This is a genomic window from Chitinophaga varians, assembly GCF_014529945.1.
GTDB classification, from domain to species: Bacteria; Bacteroidota; Bacteroidia; order Chitinophagales; family Chitinophagaceae; genus Chitinophaga; species Chitinophaga varians.
Genome location: NZ_JACVFB010000003.1, coordinates 494587 through 511616, shown reverse-complemented (window position 1 = coordinate 511616; position 17030 = coordinate 494587). Strand labels below are relative to the sequence as shown.

The window sequence follows — 17030 nt, the reverse complement described above, 5'->3', positions numbered from 1 at the left end:
GATGAAAAAAGTAGTATTCGCGATGGGACTGCTGCCTGTATGGCAACAGCTGCTGGCACAGCAACCAACAGACAGCGCTCATACGCAGCTGAAACAGATCGTTGTAAGTGCGCCCCGCATCGAAATAGCGATGATGCACGTTGACCTGAAGAAGATACCTGTGAATACCGCGCAGGACCTGCTTCGCAAAGTACCGGGATTGTTTATCTCACAACATGCCGGCGGAGGAAAGGCTGAACAGATCTTCCTTCGTGGTTTTGATTGTGATCATGGCACAGATGTTAATATTTCTGCTGATGGGATACCGGTGAATATTGTATCCCACGCGCATGGACAGGGCTATTCCGATCTGCACTTTCTCATACCGGAAACGGTGGAGAGTATTGACTTTGGGAAGGGTGCTTATTATCCCGAAAAAGGCGATTTTAACACAGCCGGTTATGTGAATTTTGCTACCTATGATCATCTGGACAACAGTATGATCAAAGTAGAAGGCGGATCTTTTAATACCATGCGACTGGCGGGTGTTTTTAACCTGCTGGCAGATAAAAGCGCGGCTAAACGTAACGCCTATGTTGCCACAGAGTATAACTATACCAATGGTCCGTTTGACGTGCAACAGCAGTTCAGCCGCTTTAACCTGTTTGGCAAATACAATCAGTGGCTGAATGACAAGGACTATATTTCCTTTCAGGCTTCCACGTTTACTTCCGGCTGGAACGCATCTGGTCAGATTCCGGAACGGGCAGTGGCAGAAGGACTGATCAGCCGCTGGGGCTCCATCGATCCAACGGAGGGTGGCAACACTTCCCGCACCAATGCCGCACTGACATACCGGCATCAGGCCAGCGCTGATGAATCGTGGCAGAGCTTTTTCTTTTATAGCCGTTACCAGTTCAACCTGTATTCCAACTTTACCTTTTTCCTGAAAGACCCTGTACATGGTGATGAGATACAGCAGAAAGATGACCGCAGCATCTACGGGTTTGAGCAACAGTATACACATGATTATACGATCGGCAACAGCCGGTTGACATGGCAATCCGGCGCCGGGCTGCGTCTCGATGATATCCAGGACCTTGAGCTGAATCATGTTTACCGCCGGGACACGTTGCTGAACAGGCTGGCCTGGGGCAGCGGCCGTGAAACTAACCTGGATGCCTATACGGGGCTCACCTGGCATACAGGTCACTGGCGGATCAATCCTGCTGTGCGGGTAGATCATTTTATTTTCAACTATCAGGATAAACTGAAGCCTGCCAATGGCGATCCGGGCGTGACCGCCACCCGGGTGAGCCCTAAGCTGAATTTTTCTTATTCCACCGGCAGTATAGCGCAGTGGTACCTGAAAACGGGTATGGGCTTTCATTCCAATGATATGCGGGTAGTAATGCAGCAGCACGGGAAGGATATCCTGCCCTTTTCTGCCGGCGCGGACCTGGGCGTGGTGCTGAAGCCAGTGCCTAACCTGTTGATACAGCCGGCGCTCTGGTACCTGTACCTGCAACAGGAATTTGTGTATGTAGGAGATGAAGCAGTGGTGGAGCCTTCCGGCAAAACACGGCGTTTAGGCGTGGACGTCAGTGTGCGGTACCAACCCGTGAAGTGGCTTTATCTCGACGCGGACGTGAACTACGCCCATGCAAGAGAGATCGGGCAGCCTAAAGGGGCCAACTATATTCCGCTGGCGCCGGTGCTGACCAGTACGGGCGGTATCGGTGTGAACCTCCCCATAGGCTTCTCTGCCAACCTGCGTTACCGTTATATGAAAGACCGGCCGGCGAATGAAGCCAACAGCCTGGTGGCCCAGGGGTATTTCGTGAACGATCTGATGCTGGCGTATACACATCGTCAGTTCCAGTTTACCGTACAGGCACAGAACCTGTTTAACGTCAACTGGAATGAGGCGCAGTTTGAAACAGAAACCCGTTTACAACATGAAACGGAATCTGTAACGGACATGTGTTTCACGCCCGGCACCCCGTTTTACCTCAAAGCAGGTGTTGCAATAAGATTTTAACCCTTTCTGTTGAGAATAGTTGTGCTTTTCAAAACATCCTGAATAATAGCTTAACCCCGGGCTCCAGCCCGGGGTTTTTTGTGTCCGGCCCTGAAAGATCTCCCCCAGTTTTTTGCCATCTCGCAAAAATTCATTTACTTCACGTTAAAATGACGCAAACGGGTATGGCGAAATTATTTCATGAATACAAAAATCCATCACTGGCGGTAGACCTTGTGATATTCGGCTATCACGATAATACACTTTCCGTGTTGTTACTCAACAGGAAGGAAGAGCCTTTTAAGGACTGCTGGACATTGCCCGGCGGCTTCCTGCAGATGGAGGAAACATTTCTGGGCACCTGTTACCGTATCCTGAAAACGAAGACAGGTATGGACGACGTGTTCCTGGAGCAATTGTATTCATTCGATAACCCCGGCAGAGACCCGCGTGGCCGCGTTATTGCCGTGGGGTATTATGCCCTTATCAATCCTGCCCGGTTCAATATCATCGCCGGTAGCATGGCCAATGATGTGAAGTGGTTTGATGTGCATAAGCTGCCGAAGCTCGGCTTTGATCACCACGATATTTTCCAGCTGGCGCTGCAGCGCCTGAAGTCGAAGATCCTGTATGATCCCGTGGGCTTTGAGCTGCTGGATGAATTGTTCACCATCACGGAGCTGCATGAGTTGTACGAATGTATTCTGGAAACTACCATCGACCGCCGCAATTTCCGCCGCAAAATTTTGGACGCTGAGTACGTGATCAATACCGGCACCAAAAGAGAGGGACTACAGAACCGTCACCCCGAGTTATATAAATTCAATAAAAAACTGAAAAAGAACAGTTTTCAGATCAATGTTAATGTCTCATGAAACTAAAGACCGTTTCCTGGAAAAAGTTGCAGGAAACTTTACCGTCCTCCGGTAAACAACTGATTGCCCAACAGACGGAAGATACACTGGTAGTGTATCAGGCCTTCAGGCCCGCTATCGCCAACTACGCCGTTGAACACCAGGCTTTCGGTGGTAATGCCTATAGTTACGACCGTATGTCGTGGATAAAACCCAATTTCCTGTGGATGATGTACCGTTGTGGCTGGGCGGCAAAGGAAGGACAGGAGCGGGTATTGGCGATCCATCTCCCTAAAACATTTTTTGAGAAAGTATTATCACAGGCGGTACCGTCTTCTTACAAACCCGGGCTTTTCCCGGAAATGGATGCCTGGCAGGCCGCGCTACAATCCAGCGATGTACGCCTGCAATGGGACCCCGACCATGGCCCCAACGATAATAAGCTGGAGAGAAGGGCCATCCAGCTGGGGCTGCGCGGCAGCATCCTAAAGGAATTTGGCCTGCGGCAGATCGTCGCCATGGAAGATATCACCGACTTTGTAAAGGAGCAGCACCGTGTATTACAGCGGGACCCGATGGCACTGCTGGTGCCGGAAGAAAGCGTATATCCGTTGGAAGATACTGTTATCCGCAATACCATTGATTTACGTTAAACCAATATGTCATGGAAAAACAGGTCATTACCCCGGAAATTTTTATATTGAAGAATTTTCTTACCGCTGAGGAATGCGGAGAACTGATAGCCCGTAGCGAGGCCATGGGCTATGAAGAAGCCACGGTAGACGTAGGCGGTGGGCAGCAGCGAATGATCAAAGGCGTGCGGAATAACGAAAGGGTGTTGCATAAAGATGCAGCTTATGCTACCTTTATATGGGAAAAGTTGCGTCCCTACGCCCCGGAAGGCACCGACGGCCGCACGGCCTGCGGCCTCAATGAGCTGTTCCGTTTCTACAAATATAGTCCGGGACAGCGCTTCAAAATGCATAAGGACGGCAGTTTCGTGCGGAACCGTTTTGAGGCCAGCCAGTACACCTTCCTGATTTATCTCAACGAAGGTTATACCGGTGGCAGCACCATTTTCAAAACAGGAGAGGAGGTGTTGCCGGAAACAGGGATGGCGCTTATTTTTTATCATCCGTTGCTGCATGAAGGTACGCTGCTGACAGCGGGTACCAAGTATGTGCTACGGTCGGACATTATGTATAAATAAAAGGAATCATGCCTGCCACATACGTTATTGGCGATATTCACGGCGCCCTGAAAGCACTGAAACAGTTGCTGGAAAGGATAGGGCCGGAAAAGGACGACCGGTTTATTTTTCTGGGAGATTATGTAGATGGCTGGTCTGAGTCTGCTGAACTGATCCAGTTCCTGATGGAACTGGCTGCACAGTATGCCTGTATCTTTATCAAAGGCAACCACGATGCCTGGTGTGAGATGTGGCTGGCCGGCGAACCGCCGGTGCCCAGCTGGTTGCAGCATGGCGGCAGGGCTACGGTGGCCAGCTACCATAAACTGTCCGACAAAGACAAACTGCATCACCTGGCTTTCTTTAACCGCATGCTGAATTTTTATGAAGAAAACGACCGGCTGTTTATCCATGCGGGTTTTGCTTCCATGCATGGTCCCGCCTACGAACGTTTTGAGGGCATGTGTTACTGGGACCGGACGTTGTGGGAGCTGGCGCTGTCGATGGATAGAAAGCTGAAAAAGAATGCGGTTAATTACCCCAAACGGTTACTGCTATACGAGGAAATATTTATCGGTCATACGCCTACGCTGAATTACGACGAAGAAATGCCCATGCATCGGGTGAACGTGTATAACGTGGATACCGGTGCAGCCTTTACCGGCAAGCTTTCAGCAATGAACATCGATACGAAGGAAGTGTGGCAGAGCGATCCTGCCTATCTGTTATACCCCGACGAAAAAGGCCGGAATCCATGATGATCCCGGCCCCACTTAAACCCTAACTGATTAAACCCTAACTGAACCTGAACCACTAGTATTCTGAAATAGGATAATTATTGCAATGCCCGTCACCATAGTTGATGCGGCTGAATTTACCCTCCGGCGTTTTGTTGAGCGTTATCCCGGATACCGGCAGGTATTGGCTTTCACCGTAACAAGACCATTTAAGCACCAGCGGATTCATGGCATTCACATCTACCGACATTAACCCCAGGTCCTGGATGGATAAATGATAGTAGGCGTCCTGTACTTCCAGCACATTGTCCAGATCATCATCCGGCGTTTGCTCACCTGCTTTCCATACGATGTCGCGATAGGCGTCGAAATTGATAAACCAGCTGCCTTCTTTTTTTAATGTACCATTGGTAATAACCAGATTACGCACCTTCCGGGCATTGCTGTAGCCGAAATTATAATTGCCCGCTACTTTTACGCCGTTCACCATGTAATTATTGAGCTGGATCATCAGGGCGCCGTTGGCCTCGTTGTAATCCAGTACCAGTTGTCCCTGACGGATATATTTGTCTGTGCAGGTTTTTGAGGGATGGAAGGAGAGGGTGATTTTACGATGGCCTTCGGGAGTGAGGCCGGTGGTAACATCGGCACAGGCGAGGCATTGGCTGCCATTCGGATATCCGTTGAGGTTACTCAGTACTTTTAATGCGATGTAATCCAGTTCATTGATGGCCGCCTCTACTTTCACGAGGGCTTTGCCATAAGCATCCAGCTTACTGGTTTTATCGTTGCCCTCCGGTGGTATGGGATGGGGGGTATCTCTTTTCCTGCAGGAGAGCAGCAGGCATAATATGAACAGATAGAAAATAGTCCTTTGCATATGGGGTTTTTATGATGACAGCAAAGGTAGAGAAGAGAGCAGGGTTTGGGATCGGTAGTAATATCGGAAGAAAAAAATCAGGGAAAACACGTAGTTACTTGGATATTTTGATATTTGGTCATTTAGATATTTTGTTTAAGGATAATAAGCTTCCGGTAGAGGAACAATTATCCTTAAACAAAATATCTAAATGACCCAATAATCAAATAACCCAATTACTGTACCACTTCCTGCATGCCTTGCATGCCGCCGGCCATGTTCTTACGTTTGAACAGGGTCATATCTACTTTACCGAAGCGGTAAGCGAAGTTGAGGCGGATCATCTGCGGGTCACGGAGACGGTTGTAGTATTGTGTGAAGTAAATGCTTTCAGAGTACTGGTCCATTTTGCGGCTTCTGAAGATATCGCTGACGCTCAGCGTTACGGAAGCAGCATTGTTTTTCAGGAAGCTCTTCTTGATAGCAGCATCTACTGCGTAGAAAGAGGCAATATAACCCTGTGAAGCGTTCTGTGACTGCTGCATAGAAGGGCCATCCTGTCGGCCTTTGTTGTCATTGACAGGCAGGTTGGATTTAGACTGGTACAAACCGGTCAGCTGTATTTCAAAATTGAGCGGCAGCTTGAAGGTGTTGTTCAGTTTGCCGAACCAGGCCCACCGGGCATCTTGTGAAGGTTGTCCGGTATTGTCGGTGTTGATCTTTGAATTATAGATATTGACGTTGGCAGACAACGACCACCACTTGTTGATGGTGTTCATAGACGTCAGTTCCGCACCCATCGCGTAGCTGGAATTGGCGTTGATGTAAGTGTTGACCAGCAGCTCGGCGCCATTGGCAGGATCGGTTTCCTTGGTGAGGAAGCGGGTGATCAGGCCGTTGGTATGCTTGTAGTACACGGTACCCATGAAGGTGTTATTACCTTTGAACGTTTTGAGGTAAGACAATTCCAGGGAGTTGGTGAACTCAGGCACCAGACCGGGATTACCTTTGGTGATGTTCAGTTTATCGGTAGAATCGGTAAACGGAATCAGCTGGAAGAAATTCGGTCTGTTGATGCGACGGGTATAGCTCACCTGTACTTCCTGCTCATGTTTCAGCTTTTGGCTGAGGAAGATGGATGGGAACAGGCTCACCGGATAACTATTTTTGAAGGTTTGTTTTACGTTGATCAGTTCGCCGTTGTACTCAGAGCTTTCTGCACGCAGGCCCGCTTTATAGCTGAAGTTTTTGATGGTGTGCGAAATGCTGGCGTATGCTGCATACACGTTGTCCGTGTTTTTGAAATGGTTGGACGCACCGGGGATCAGTTTGTATTCATTGGACGGGTGGTCGAACATAAAGTTGTCGAAATTCGTTTCGGTACGGCGGCTGGACATACGCAGACCTGTTTCCAGTTTCAGCGTTTTGGTGAAAGGTCTTACATAGTCTGTCTGGACCGTGATGAAAGAGATTTTACCATTACCAAGTATGCGTTGCATATCAGTGCGGTTGATGGCACTGCCGGCGCCGTTGGCGTAGAAATCGGTGACATAGTCAGCGTTGTTTTTGCTTTTGCCGCCGAAGTAGTTCGCATCTACGGTCAGTTCTTCACCTTCGCGGGGGAACAGGTGTTTCATGCCCAGTACCAACCCATTTGCGTCGAAAGCCATTTTGGAATGGGAGTTACGTTCGCTGAACATGTGGGTGATCTGGTCTTTTCCCCTGATGGTATCGGTGTTGATGCCGATGTTTTCCTCAGGTTTGAATTCACCGTGCACTTTGATACCAGAGATGGAGAGAGTAGTACGGTTGGTGGCAAACCAGTCTACGCCCACTTTTCCGAAGGCAAAGCCACCATTTTGGCGGTTGGCATTGGATTGGAGGATGTGGGTGTTGGGATTGTCGCCAAAGTTGAGGCGGTCCGTATTACCGTTGGTACGGCTTTTCATCTGGTTGCCCATAGCACTGGCGGAGAAGTTGATCTTGCCCTGGCGTACGTTGAAGTCTGCGCCCGCGTTGAGTGCGCCGCGTTTGTCCACACCGGCACGGAGGTTACCGTTGTAGCCGGTTTTGCGGTTTTTCTTCAGCACGATGTTGAGGATACCAGCGTTACCGCCGGAGGCATCGTATTTCGCGGAAGGGTTGGTGATCACTTCCACGCTTTCGATCGCGTCGGCAGGGATCTGTTCCAGGGTGAGGGTTGTGGGACGGCCGTCGATGAACAGCTGTGGTGAGCTGTTACGCAGGGTTACGTTACCATCTATGTCTACGTTAACAGAAGGTACGTTTTTCATCACGTCGAGGGCAGTACCGCCGGCGCTCGTGATATTTTTTTCCACGTTGAACACCTTTTTGTCGCCATCCATCTGCATAATAGGTTTAGAACCGGTGACGGTCACGCCCTGCAGCTGTGTGGTGCTGGATGCCATTTTGATGTTACCGAGGTCTTTATCGATCGGAGGAAACACCACAGGCTGGGTGTGGGTTTTGTAGCCGGTGCCGGATGCCTGTAGTTTGAGTGGTCCTCTGAGTGGCAGTTCGTCGAGGCTGAACTCACCATTGGCCTGGGTGAGCACACCTTTTACGAGCACGTCTTTCATCTTTTTGGTGGCCGTGTCCATACGGCCCTGCAGGATGATAACGGACGCATAACCCACAGGTTTGCCGTCGGCGTCAATTAACTTACCATATATATGTCCGATGTTACCCGGACCCTGACCTTTACCTGCCATGCCACCTGGAGGCATTTTTCCGCCCGGGGCCTGGGCGTGTGCTTGTGTCAGGAATAGCACGAACATGAAAAACAAGTAGATTTTTCGCATTTTATTAAAATTCTGAGTGTACAAAAGTAGAATTGCCAAATCGATTTTTCTGGCAAATGAGATGAGTGGTCGAAATCCTGATACAAAACCCGGTTTATCAGGGTTGATTTTTTCCGGCGATAGCATAAAGGGCGTCGCGGTAGGTATCGCCTACGGGTAGCTCGGTATCCTGTAAAAACACGCTGTTCTTCCGGATAGCCGTGATAGCGGCCACGGAAATGATGTATGATTTGTGGATACGGATAAACCGGGCCGGTGGCAGCTGTTCTTCCAGGCTCTTGATGCTCATGCGGGTGATGACCGGTTTGGTGGTGCTTTTCAGGTGGATTTTCACATAATCCTTTAGGCCTTCTATCCAGATAATATCAGAGAAAACAACTTTAAACAGGCTGTAATCCACATTAACGAAAAAGAAATCAGCCTGGTCCCGGGCGGCTTTGCCGGCGCTTCTGAGCTGATGGAGTTCGTTGGCTTTGTTGCAGGCTTTGACGAAACGTTCCAGCGACACTGGTTTTACCAGATAGTCGGTCACGTCGAGGTTGAACCCTTCCAGGGCATATTTCTCATAGGCAGTGATCAGTATTACGAGGGGTTTGCTGGCCATGGATTGCAGGAATTGCAGGCCGGTAAGGCCCGGCATCTGAATGTCGAGGAACATCAGGTCCACCTGTTGCGTCCGCAACACTTCCATGGCTTCAAAAGCGTTGTTACATTTAGCTACCAGTTGCAGATAAGGCACCATGCTGATGTTGTCTTCCAGCAAATCGAGCGCCAGCGGTTCGTCATCAATGGCAATACATCTCATGAAATATCGTTGATTTTGGCATTTAATGCAGGTCAAGCTGCAATGTTACGTAAAACCAGTCATCTTTGGAATTGATCTGCAGCACGTAATTATTTCCGTAAAGCAGGTTGAGCCGACGTTTCACGTTGACCAGCCCTATTCCGCTGGTTTTGTCTTTCACCTCTTCAGAAGAGGTGTTGTATTTATTCCTGACTGCAAAAAAGAGTTTATCGGCCGTGGTAAACAGGTTAATATCGATCTGTGCGTGCATAATGAAGCCGGTACCGTGTTTGAAGGCGTTTTCCACAAATGGTATCAGCAACATAGGTTCTATCTCGTAGTGATTATTAGGCACATTCATTTCCACATTGATCTCCACATTTTTGCCAAAACGCTGCCGCTGCAGGTCGATGTAACTTTGCAGATATTCCACCTCACGCTGAAGTGGCATTTTCTCTTCATCTGCTTCATAGAGCATATACCGCATCAGGGACGACAGCTTAATGAGAGAGGGTTCCAGCAGGTCAGATTTTTTACGTGCCAGCGACACCATATTATTCAGCACATTGAACATGAAGTGTGGGCTCACCTGTGAACGTAATAATGACAGCTCCGTTTTCAGGTTCTCATTTTCCCGGGCGCTGACTTTCCGGTCCATTAATATCCGTTCCCGGACCATCTGAAACGCAGTACTGGCCGATAAGATAAAGAGGAAAGCGAAAACAGTGAAAAGAATCAGCGGTTTCAGGTCTACCACGGCTTTTCCGAGATAAAGCCGCTCAAAGGCATACCGCATCTCGCAAAAAAACATAAAGGCCAGCAGCAAGGCAGCGGTGTATTCCATGGTCCGCTTTTGCTGCACCAGCTTGGGGATCAGATAAAACGCATTGGTATAGAAAAAGATGATCTGCGTGATATAAAATACCAGCAGAAAATAGAACCACGAGGACCGCTCAGCCATCTCTGCCGGAGAAACAGGTTTCTCATAGGTAGGACGTAGCAGGAAAGGGAGCGAGTACAACAATGTCCACACCAGCGCATGCGTCGCAACAATTGCCCATTTGCGGTTATACCATTCTTTTGCCATGCCGCAATTTAGGGATTAATGGCGATGCCACAGGATAACTTGCGACCAACAGCCATAATCCCACGATGTAGGGTTCACGCAAAGGCGCTAAGCAGCAAAGGCGCAAAGATGATATAGGCGAGCAGAGAAAGCAAAGGAGCGAAGATCACATTGATCTTCGCTCCTTTGCTTTCTCATAATTCTTAAAAACTTATTCTTTGCGTCTTTGCTGCTTAGCGCCTTTGCGTGAACCCAGCCGTGGTGATATTCGCTTTCAGCTCACTTAAGATGGAATACAGCCCGAAATAAGTACGGTTAATATAAAGACTATGCCGGGACCCTCTGGCTACTTTGGACTCCCTGACTTCCCTCATGTTATAAAGTTCGTCCATATAAGCATAGATCTCATTGAAATAGGCTTCATTGCCAAAGTCAAAATGATCTACCGTAAACGGAAGCGTGAGCAGGTCAATCATATGCTGGAAGAGCCCGGAGAAGAACTCCACCTCTTTGGGCGTATCGCTGGGATGGATCATTTCCAGATTGGTATATATTTCATGACGGCGTTGTTCATCTTTCAGCACTTCTTTGTCTGTCAGCAGGAAATAATTGTAATAGAAATCTTCCGGGATTTCTTTCACACAACCAAAATCGAAGATGCCCACGGTACCATCTGGCCGCATCAGGAAGTTACCGGGGTGTGGATCGGCATGTACCTGTTTGAGGTGATGCACCTGGAATTGATAGAAATCCCAGAGTGCCTGTCCTATTTTATTACGGGCATCCTGGGAAGGGTTGCTTTGCAGGAATTCTTTCAGATGTTGCCCGTCGAGCCAGTCCATGGTAATGATCCTTTCGGATGACAGTTCCGGATAATACTGCGGAAATAACAGATGAGGAATATGGGCACATTCACGGGAGAGTGCCATAGAGCGGGTCAGCTCCAGTTTATAATCTGTTTCTTCCAGCAGTTTACTTTCTATCTCCTGGAAATATTTGTCCATGTCTACTTCGTTCATGCCTACAATGCGGATCGCAAAGGGTTTCACGATGCGGAGGTCTGATTTTACGCTGTTGGCGACGCCGGGGTATTGTATTTTAACGGCCAGCGCTTTCCCATCTTTCCAGGCTTTGTGTACCTGGCCGATGGAGGCGGCGTTGGAGGCACGCATCTCAAATTTATCGTATAGCTGAGCGGGTGATTTGCCCAGTGTTTTCACAAACGTATTGACTACCAGCGGTCCGGAGAGTGGCGGCGCGCTGTATTGCGACATGGCGAATTTCTCCGTATAGGCTTTGGGCAGCATGCCTTTGTCCATACTGAGCATCTGGGCCACTTTCAGGGCACTGCCTTTCAGGCTGCTGAGAGTTTCGTAGATATCGGCGGCATTATCCTGGTGGAGCGTCTCTTTGGTAAGAGACGGGTCCACCAGTTTGCGGGTATAATGTTTAATATAATTGGTCCCTACTTTCAGTCCGGTGGTAACGAATTTTCCCGCCCTTTCCACTTTGGAGGTGGGAATATTGGATTGTTCTTTCATAAAGCCTATTTCCGCGTGAAGATGAATTTGCCAAAGTCGAGCAGCGAATCCAGGGTATTGGATTTTATCAGCTGGAAGCTGAGGTTGACTGCTTTTTCGATGGCGGCATCTGTCATTTCAAAATTGGCGCTGGTGTCATTCAGCCAGTATTTCAGTACGAAAAGGGCCTGTACCCAGAAGCCATGCACATATTGATCAGAAATGTATTTTCTTTCCCTGATTTCGTTGGAAGAGTAGCCTTCCTTAATCAGCTCCCTCACATATGCATAGAATGCACGTTTGAAGGTTTCCAGTTTATTGCGGTAAAGGTCTGGCAGCCTGAATTGCTCCCTTTGTTGCAGGAAGTAGCTGCGATCGTCCTTCAGTTTCTGTACCCAGAGAAAATAAAAGGCCAGCAGTTTTTCCTGTGCGGAATATTGCTGGTAGGTTTCGTCGTCGTGCAGCTGCACGAGGGTATCTTCGAAGACAGCCAGCCAGATATCTTTTTCAATGGCTTCCAGCGAAGCATAATTTTCGTAAAAAGAGCTTTCGCTGATGTCGAGCTGTTTGCAAAGGCTATATACAGAAACAGGTGCTTTACCGTTTTCCAGCCAGTAGATTTTGTAAGCGTTACGGATGAGTTGTTTGTCCATGTGCAAGGATTTACTATTGTTGTAATACCCCGCCCGGAGCGGCCCGGAGGTTATCATGTACGGGGAAAACCACTGTATACAAATTTACGCTTTAAGCGATTATCAACCTTAACTTTAACACCACCTTTGCATTTAGGCATTGGGTTATTTTTTCATTTAGTTATTGGATTTACGGATTTTGGAATTTTTTGATTTTGGAATTTTGGAATTTGTGATGAAGATCAACCTGGTATAGTATAACATGATCTTCGATTTATCTAAATCCCAAAATCAAAAAATTCCAAAATCCGTAAATCCAATAACTAAATGATTTAAATGATAAAATGTTAAAATATGCTATCTTTGCGGCGTTATTCGTTTTTCTCAGCTGTTAAAACGAACTACCCATGACAGAACATCTCCACATATCGCCCCTTGCAATTGTCGCCTAACAGGCGGCCTTACCGGTTATTTCCTGCTTTTTTAACATGGTATTGAATGCTAATGGTATGCCCTTTCAGGTCATATAGGCATGATTCCTTTGTTGCCACGCACAGCGTATTTTCGTCTGCTGCAATGGCTTTGCAGTGAGGTAGCCGTAAATAATAACCCAATATCAAAATATCTAAATAATTACGTTTTGTCTGGTATAAAAACGAAAGAACTGAGTAAAATCGGTTATACCGATGACCGGGCCAGGAGCCTGGTGATCAATATTATGGCGCGGCATTTTAAACATCATGATAAAGCCGCCATTATACAGCTGTTGACAGATATTAAAGATCGTCCGGCTGATTTTTTACAGGATGAAGTGCTGGGAAAGATAGCGGCTATTTTCGCTGACCAGCCGAAGGAGCGTCATTTTCAGGCGTTTGACCTGCTTGCCACAACAGGGCCGTTGAAGGTTTACGGTGGCAAAGAGATAGAACAGGCTGCCCGTCAACAGATGGACATGGCCATGTCGTTGCCGGTCACGGTACAGGGCGCGTTGATGCCTGATGCGCACATGGGCTACGGCCTTCCGGTAGGCGGCGTACTGGCTACCGAACAGGCGGTGATCCCTTACGCGGTAGGCGTGGATATCGGCTGCCGCATGGCGCTCACCCTGTTCGACGAAGGGGAGAGTTTCCTGAAGCGCTACAGTTATCAGTTGAAAGTGGCCATGAAAGAATACACCCATTTCGGAATGGAAGGCGGCCTGGAATTCCGCCAGGAGCATGCGGTACTGGACAGGCCTGAATTCCGCGATACCGCGCTGCTCAAAGGCTTGCATGGCAAGGCGGTGCGGCAGCTGGGATCATCCGGCAGCGGCAACCACTTCGTGGAGTTTGGGCTGCTGACGCTGGAGGAGAACAACTCGTTGTCATTACCGCCGAAGCAGTACCTCGCGTTGTTGTCGCACTCCGGCAGCCGCGGTTTAGGCGCTGCTATCGCTCAGCACTATACGAAAATAGCGATGGATACCTGCAAACTGCCGCGTTCCGCGCAGCAGCTGGCATGGCTGGACATGAACAGTGAAGCGGGGCAGGAGTATTGGCTGAGCATGAACCTGGCGGGCGATTACGCCCGTGCCTGCCATCAGCAGATCCATCGCCATCTGGCGAAGGCGGCCGGACTGAAAAGTCTGGCTACCATCGAAAACCACCACAATTTTGCGTGGGAGGAAACGCTGACGGATACACGGAAAGTGATCATTCATCGCAAAGGTGCTACCCCGGCGCATGCCGGCGAGCTGGGCATTATCCCTGGCAGCATGACCACGCCTGCCTATCTGGTGCGCGGCAAAGGGGTGGAGCAGGCGCTTTACTCCGCTGCGCACGGCGCCGGCAGAGCAATGAGCCGCTCTAAGGCCCGCGAGAAAATGACCGTATCGGCGCTGAATAAAATGGTGGCCAATGCAGGCGTGACCCTGATTGGCGGCAGTGTAGAGGAAAATCCGCTCGCCTATAAGGATATCGAACGGGTGATGGACGCACAGCATGAGCTGGTGAGTGTGGAAGGGCGTTTTATGCCTGTTATTGTGCGGATGAATAAAGAATAGCCGCTGACGTTAGGTCGGTGGAACGGGTCAGGGGCAGCATACCCTGACCCGTTCTTTTTCCCGGGGTACTGGTAAATATGAGAAAGAATATTTATTTTAATGGACTTATTGTCAACCTATGACCCAACGACTACAATCCCTCGATATGATGAGGGGAGTCATCATGCTTCTACTGGCAGCGGAAAGCGCACATCTGTACTGGTCACTTGACAGTCTGCCCTCCGACGGTTTATGGCATACGTTTATGCAACAGTTTTTCCATCATCCATGGAACGGGCTACGGGCGTGGGATCTGGTGCAGCCGGCTTTTATGACCATAGCCGGCACAGCCATGTATTTATCTTGGAAGGCCAAATCGGAAAAGGGTATCAGCTGGCAACAAAATTTTAAGCATATTGCGTGGCGTTGCGGGAAATTATTTATATTCGGTACTGCATTACATTGCGTATATGCGGGCAGGTTAGTCTGGGAGTTGTGGAATGTGCTCACGCAGTTGTCCGTAACCACGATCATTGCATATCTGATTATTCGCCGTTCTGTAGTATTTCAGCTGGTGGTCAGCCTGTTGCTGCTCCTTGCCACTGATAGTATGTATCGTTTTATTCTTTTACCTGGATTCGAGGATGCTTTTACACAAGGGCACAATTTCGGTGCCTACCTGGATACGGTCCTGATGGGAAAAATTAACCCGGATGGATGGGTCGCGGTTAATTGTATCCCTACGGCAGCCCACACCATTTGGGGGGTACTGGCAGGGAAACTGTTGACAGGTCCTAAAACACCGTTACAGAAGACGGGTGTATTGGCAATAGCCGGTGTGGTAGGACTGGTGGCTGGTTTTGGGCTGGACGCGGCGGGTATAACGCCGATCATTAAACGAATCAGCACCGCTTCTTTTGTGCTGGCATCCGGTGGCTGGGTAATGCTTATCATGGCATTGTTCTACTGGCTGGCCGACGTGCGGGGATATGTGCGTTACGCCTGGGTAGCTACTGTAGCGGGTATGAACGCCATCTTCATCTACCTGTTTTTTGAAACGGTCGGCGCCCAGTGGTTGAATCCCACCACAGGTGTTTTTGTAAAAGGGTTTACCTCTATGCTGGGCATGCCGGAAGAATACAGGGAAATCCTGTCTGCCCTCACGGTACTGGCATTGGAGTGGGGCCTGTGCTACTGGCTGTACAAGCGAAAGATATTTTTCAAATTATAAAGAGATCACCAACGATATAAAAAGATCGTAAAACGAATAGCTATCTGAGAAACCCCTATGAATCAGCCCCGGTATCGGTTACCGGGGCTTCTTTTTGGCTTTCGGGGAGACCCCTCACCATTAATATGATCAGCAACCCAAATAACGCGATGAGGCTAAAAGAAACCCTAAGATGGGTGGCCTGTGCTACAATGCCCACCAGTGGCGGCACTACCAGAAATCCCAGGTAACCAATGGTAGAAATGGAGGCCAGCGTCTGTCCACTGTTGGCATCACGGGATTTACCAGCGAGACTAAACACCAGCGGCACCACACACGAAACACCCAGTCCGGTGCAAACAAAGCCGATAGCGGTGATCACCGGATGTGGGAGGAAAATGGTCAGCACAAGGCCGCTCAAAATCAGCCATCCACTGTAAGACAGCATGTTTTTGATGCCCATCTCCGCCACGAGGCGGTCGCCCACAAAACGGCCGAGGGTCATAGCGGCCATGTATATCATGAAGGATGCGGTAGCTGCGGTGGCGGTACCACCGGCCACCTTATGGAAATAGATGCCGCTCCAGTCATACATGGTGTTTTCAGTGGCCATGCAGGCGAAACAGATAAAGGAAAAACGGAGGAGCGACTTACCGGGCAACGAAAACGCCGGTTTTTTTACGGGATCGGGCACCGGTTGATCAGGATAGGCACGTGGCCCGTAGTACAGCGTAAAGGCCAACAGCAGCACACTCACCATCAGCATATGCCATGAGGGGGCCACCTGCAGGGATACCATCAGGTAACCGATACCGGCGCCGGTGGAACCGGCGATACTCCAGATACCATGGAAGGTGGTCATGATGGATTTGGGATACATATGCTGCACCTGCACGGCCTGCGTATTCGTAGAGAGATTGAGCAGATTGCGGGACGAACCGAAACAGAACAGTGTAAGCGCCAGTTGCCATACGCTGGTGGTGAAACCCGGAAAGCTCAGCACCACGTTGAAAAACAGCGCCCCCATCACCATGATTTTACGGCTGCTGAAACTGCCCAGCAGTTTACCGGTAACGGGCATGGTCAACATCAGCCCGATGGGCAATGCCAGCAGCACCAGTCCCAGCTGCGCTTCGTTGAGGTGAAGCTGCTGTTGTACAGCAGGTATCCTGGATGCCCAGGTGGAATAACCCAGACCGGAGATAAAAAAGAAAACGGAAACGGCTGTCCGGTATTGTCGCGCGTTGGCTTCGCTAGCTTGCGGTATCTCTATGAACATCTGTGATCGTACACATCTCTTTGAAGAGCTATGAGGAATGTAAAATTAGATAAATCCGG

At 49.2% G+C, this 17030-nt stretch carries 15 protein-coding genes; 8 read left to right on the top strand and 7 right to left on the bottom strand.

Annotated features, from left to right (window positions below):
* The first annotated feature begins 1 nt into the window (after position 1).
* From ICL55_RS16425 to ICL55_RS16405, 5 genes are all read left to right on the top strand, one after another.
* Positions 2–2020 carry a TonB-dependent receptor gene (locus ICL55_RS16425; protein WP_188099179.1) on the top strand — a complete coding sequence of 673 codons (2019 nt, stop codon included), beginning with the start codon at positions 2–4 and terminating at the stop codon, positions 2018–2020.
* Positions 2021–2184: 164 nt separating this feature from the next.
* Positions 2185–2874: an NUDIX hydrolase gene (locus ICL55_RS16420; RefSeq protein WP_188099176.1), complete on the top strand. Its 690-nt coding sequence runs from the start codon at positions 2185–2187 to the stop codon at positions 2872–2874.
* A complete protein-coding gene (locus ICL55_RS16415) occupies positions 2871–3506 on the top strand; it encodes a DUF4291 domain-containing protein (RefSeq protein WP_188099174.1) in 636 nt (211 codons plus the stop codon). Before ICL55_RS16420 ends, ICL55_RS16415 begins: the two co-directional genes overlap by 4 nt.
* Before the next feature lie 11 nt (positions 3507–3517).
* Positions 3518–4063, top strand: a complete 546-nt coding sequence (locus ICL55_RS16410; RefSeq protein WP_188099171.1) for a 2OG-Fe(II) oxygenase — start codon at positions 3518–3520, stop codon at positions 4061–4063.
* An 8-nt stretch (positions 4064–4071) separates the two neighbouring features.
* The gene (locus ICL55_RS16405; RefSeq protein ID WP_188099168.1) at positions 4072–4800 is read left to right on the top strand and encodes a metallophosphoesterase family protein; all 729 of its coding nucleotides are present in this window, start codon (positions 4072–4074) and stop codon (positions 4798–4800) included.
* Positions 4801–4855: 55 nt separating this feature from the next.
* Here the strand turns inward: ICL55_RS16405 and ICL55_RS16400 are convergent, their stop codons facing one another.
* On the bottom strand, positions 4856–5659 hold the full coding sequence (locus tag ICL55_RS16400; protein WP_188099165.1) for a hypothetical protein: 804 nt from the start codon (positions 5657–5659) through the stop codon (positions 4856–4858).
* A gap of 11 nt (positions 5660–5670) precedes the next feature.
* Here ICL55_RS16400 and ICL55_RS16395 point away from each other — a divergent pair, with 11 nt between their 5' ends.
* Positions 5671–5853: a hypothetical protein gene (locus tag ICL55_RS16395; protein ID WP_188099163.1), complete on the top strand. Its 183-nt coding sequence runs from the start codon at positions 5671–5673 to the stop codon at positions 5851–5853.
* 21 nt (positions 5854–5874) lie between these two features.
* On the opposite strand, the gene ICL55_RS16390 is transcribed toward ICL55_RS16395, so the two are convergent.
* The 5 genes from ICL55_RS16390 to ICL55_RS16370 all read right to left on the bottom strand — a co-directional run bounded on the left by ICL55_RS16390 (position 5875) and on the right by ICL55_RS16370 (position 12483).
* Positions 5875–8436: an outer membrane beta-barrel protein gene (locus tag ICL55_RS16390; RefSeq protein WP_188099161.1), complete on the bottom strand. Its 2562-nt coding sequence runs from the start codon at positions 8434–8436 to the stop codon at positions 5875–5877.
* A gap of 121 nt (positions 8437–8557) precedes the next feature.
* On the bottom strand, positions 8558–9265 hold the full coding sequence (locus ICL55_RS16385) for a LytR/AlgR family response regulator transcription factor (RefSeq protein WP_188099159.1): 708 nt from the start codon (positions 9263–9265) through the stop codon (positions 8558–8560).
* A 22-nt stretch (positions 9266–9287) separates the two neighbouring features.
* Complete coding sequence (locus ICL55_RS16380; protein WP_188099157.1) at positions 9288–10331, bottom strand: sensor histidine kinase; 1044 nt, start codon at positions 10329–10331, stop codon at positions 9288–9290.
* Between the two features lie 212 nt (positions 10332–10543).
* Complete coding sequence (locus ICL55_RS16375; RefSeq protein WP_188099155.1) at positions 10544–11851, bottom strand: ABC1 kinase family protein; 1308 nt, start codon at positions 11849–11851, stop codon at positions 10544–10546.
* Positions 11852–11856: 5 nt separating this feature from the next.
* Positions 11857–12483 carry a TetR/AcrR family transcriptional regulator gene (locus tag ICL55_RS16370; RefSeq protein WP_188099153.1) on the bottom strand — a complete coding sequence of 209 codons (627 nt, stop codon included), beginning with the start codon at positions 12481–12483 and terminating at the stop codon, positions 11857–11859.
* A gap of 619 nt (positions 12484–13102) precedes the next feature.
* On the opposite strand from ICL55_RS16370, the gene ICL55_RS16365 reads away from it, so the two are divergent.
* Positions 13103–14503 (top strand): RtcB family protein, encoded by a 1401-nt coding sequence (locus tag ICL55_RS16365; protein WP_246496399.1) that lies wholly within the window; start codon positions 13103–13105, stop codon positions 14501–14503.
* A 118-nt stretch (positions 14504–14621) separates the two neighbouring features.
* Complete coding sequence (locus ICL55_RS16360; RefSeq protein ID WP_188099149.1) at positions 14622–15713, top strand: acyltransferase family protein; 1092 nt, start codon at positions 14622–14624, stop codon at positions 15711–15713.
* 55 nt (positions 15714–15768) lie between these two features.
* On the opposite strand, the gene ICL55_RS16355 is transcribed toward ICL55_RS16360, so the two are convergent.
* Positions 15769–16971 (bottom strand): MFS transporter, encoded by a 1203-nt coding sequence (locus tag ICL55_RS16355; RefSeq protein WP_188099147.1) that lies wholly within the window; start codon positions 16969–16971, stop codon positions 15769–15771.
* Between the last annotated feature and the right edge of the window lie 59 nt (positions 16972–17030).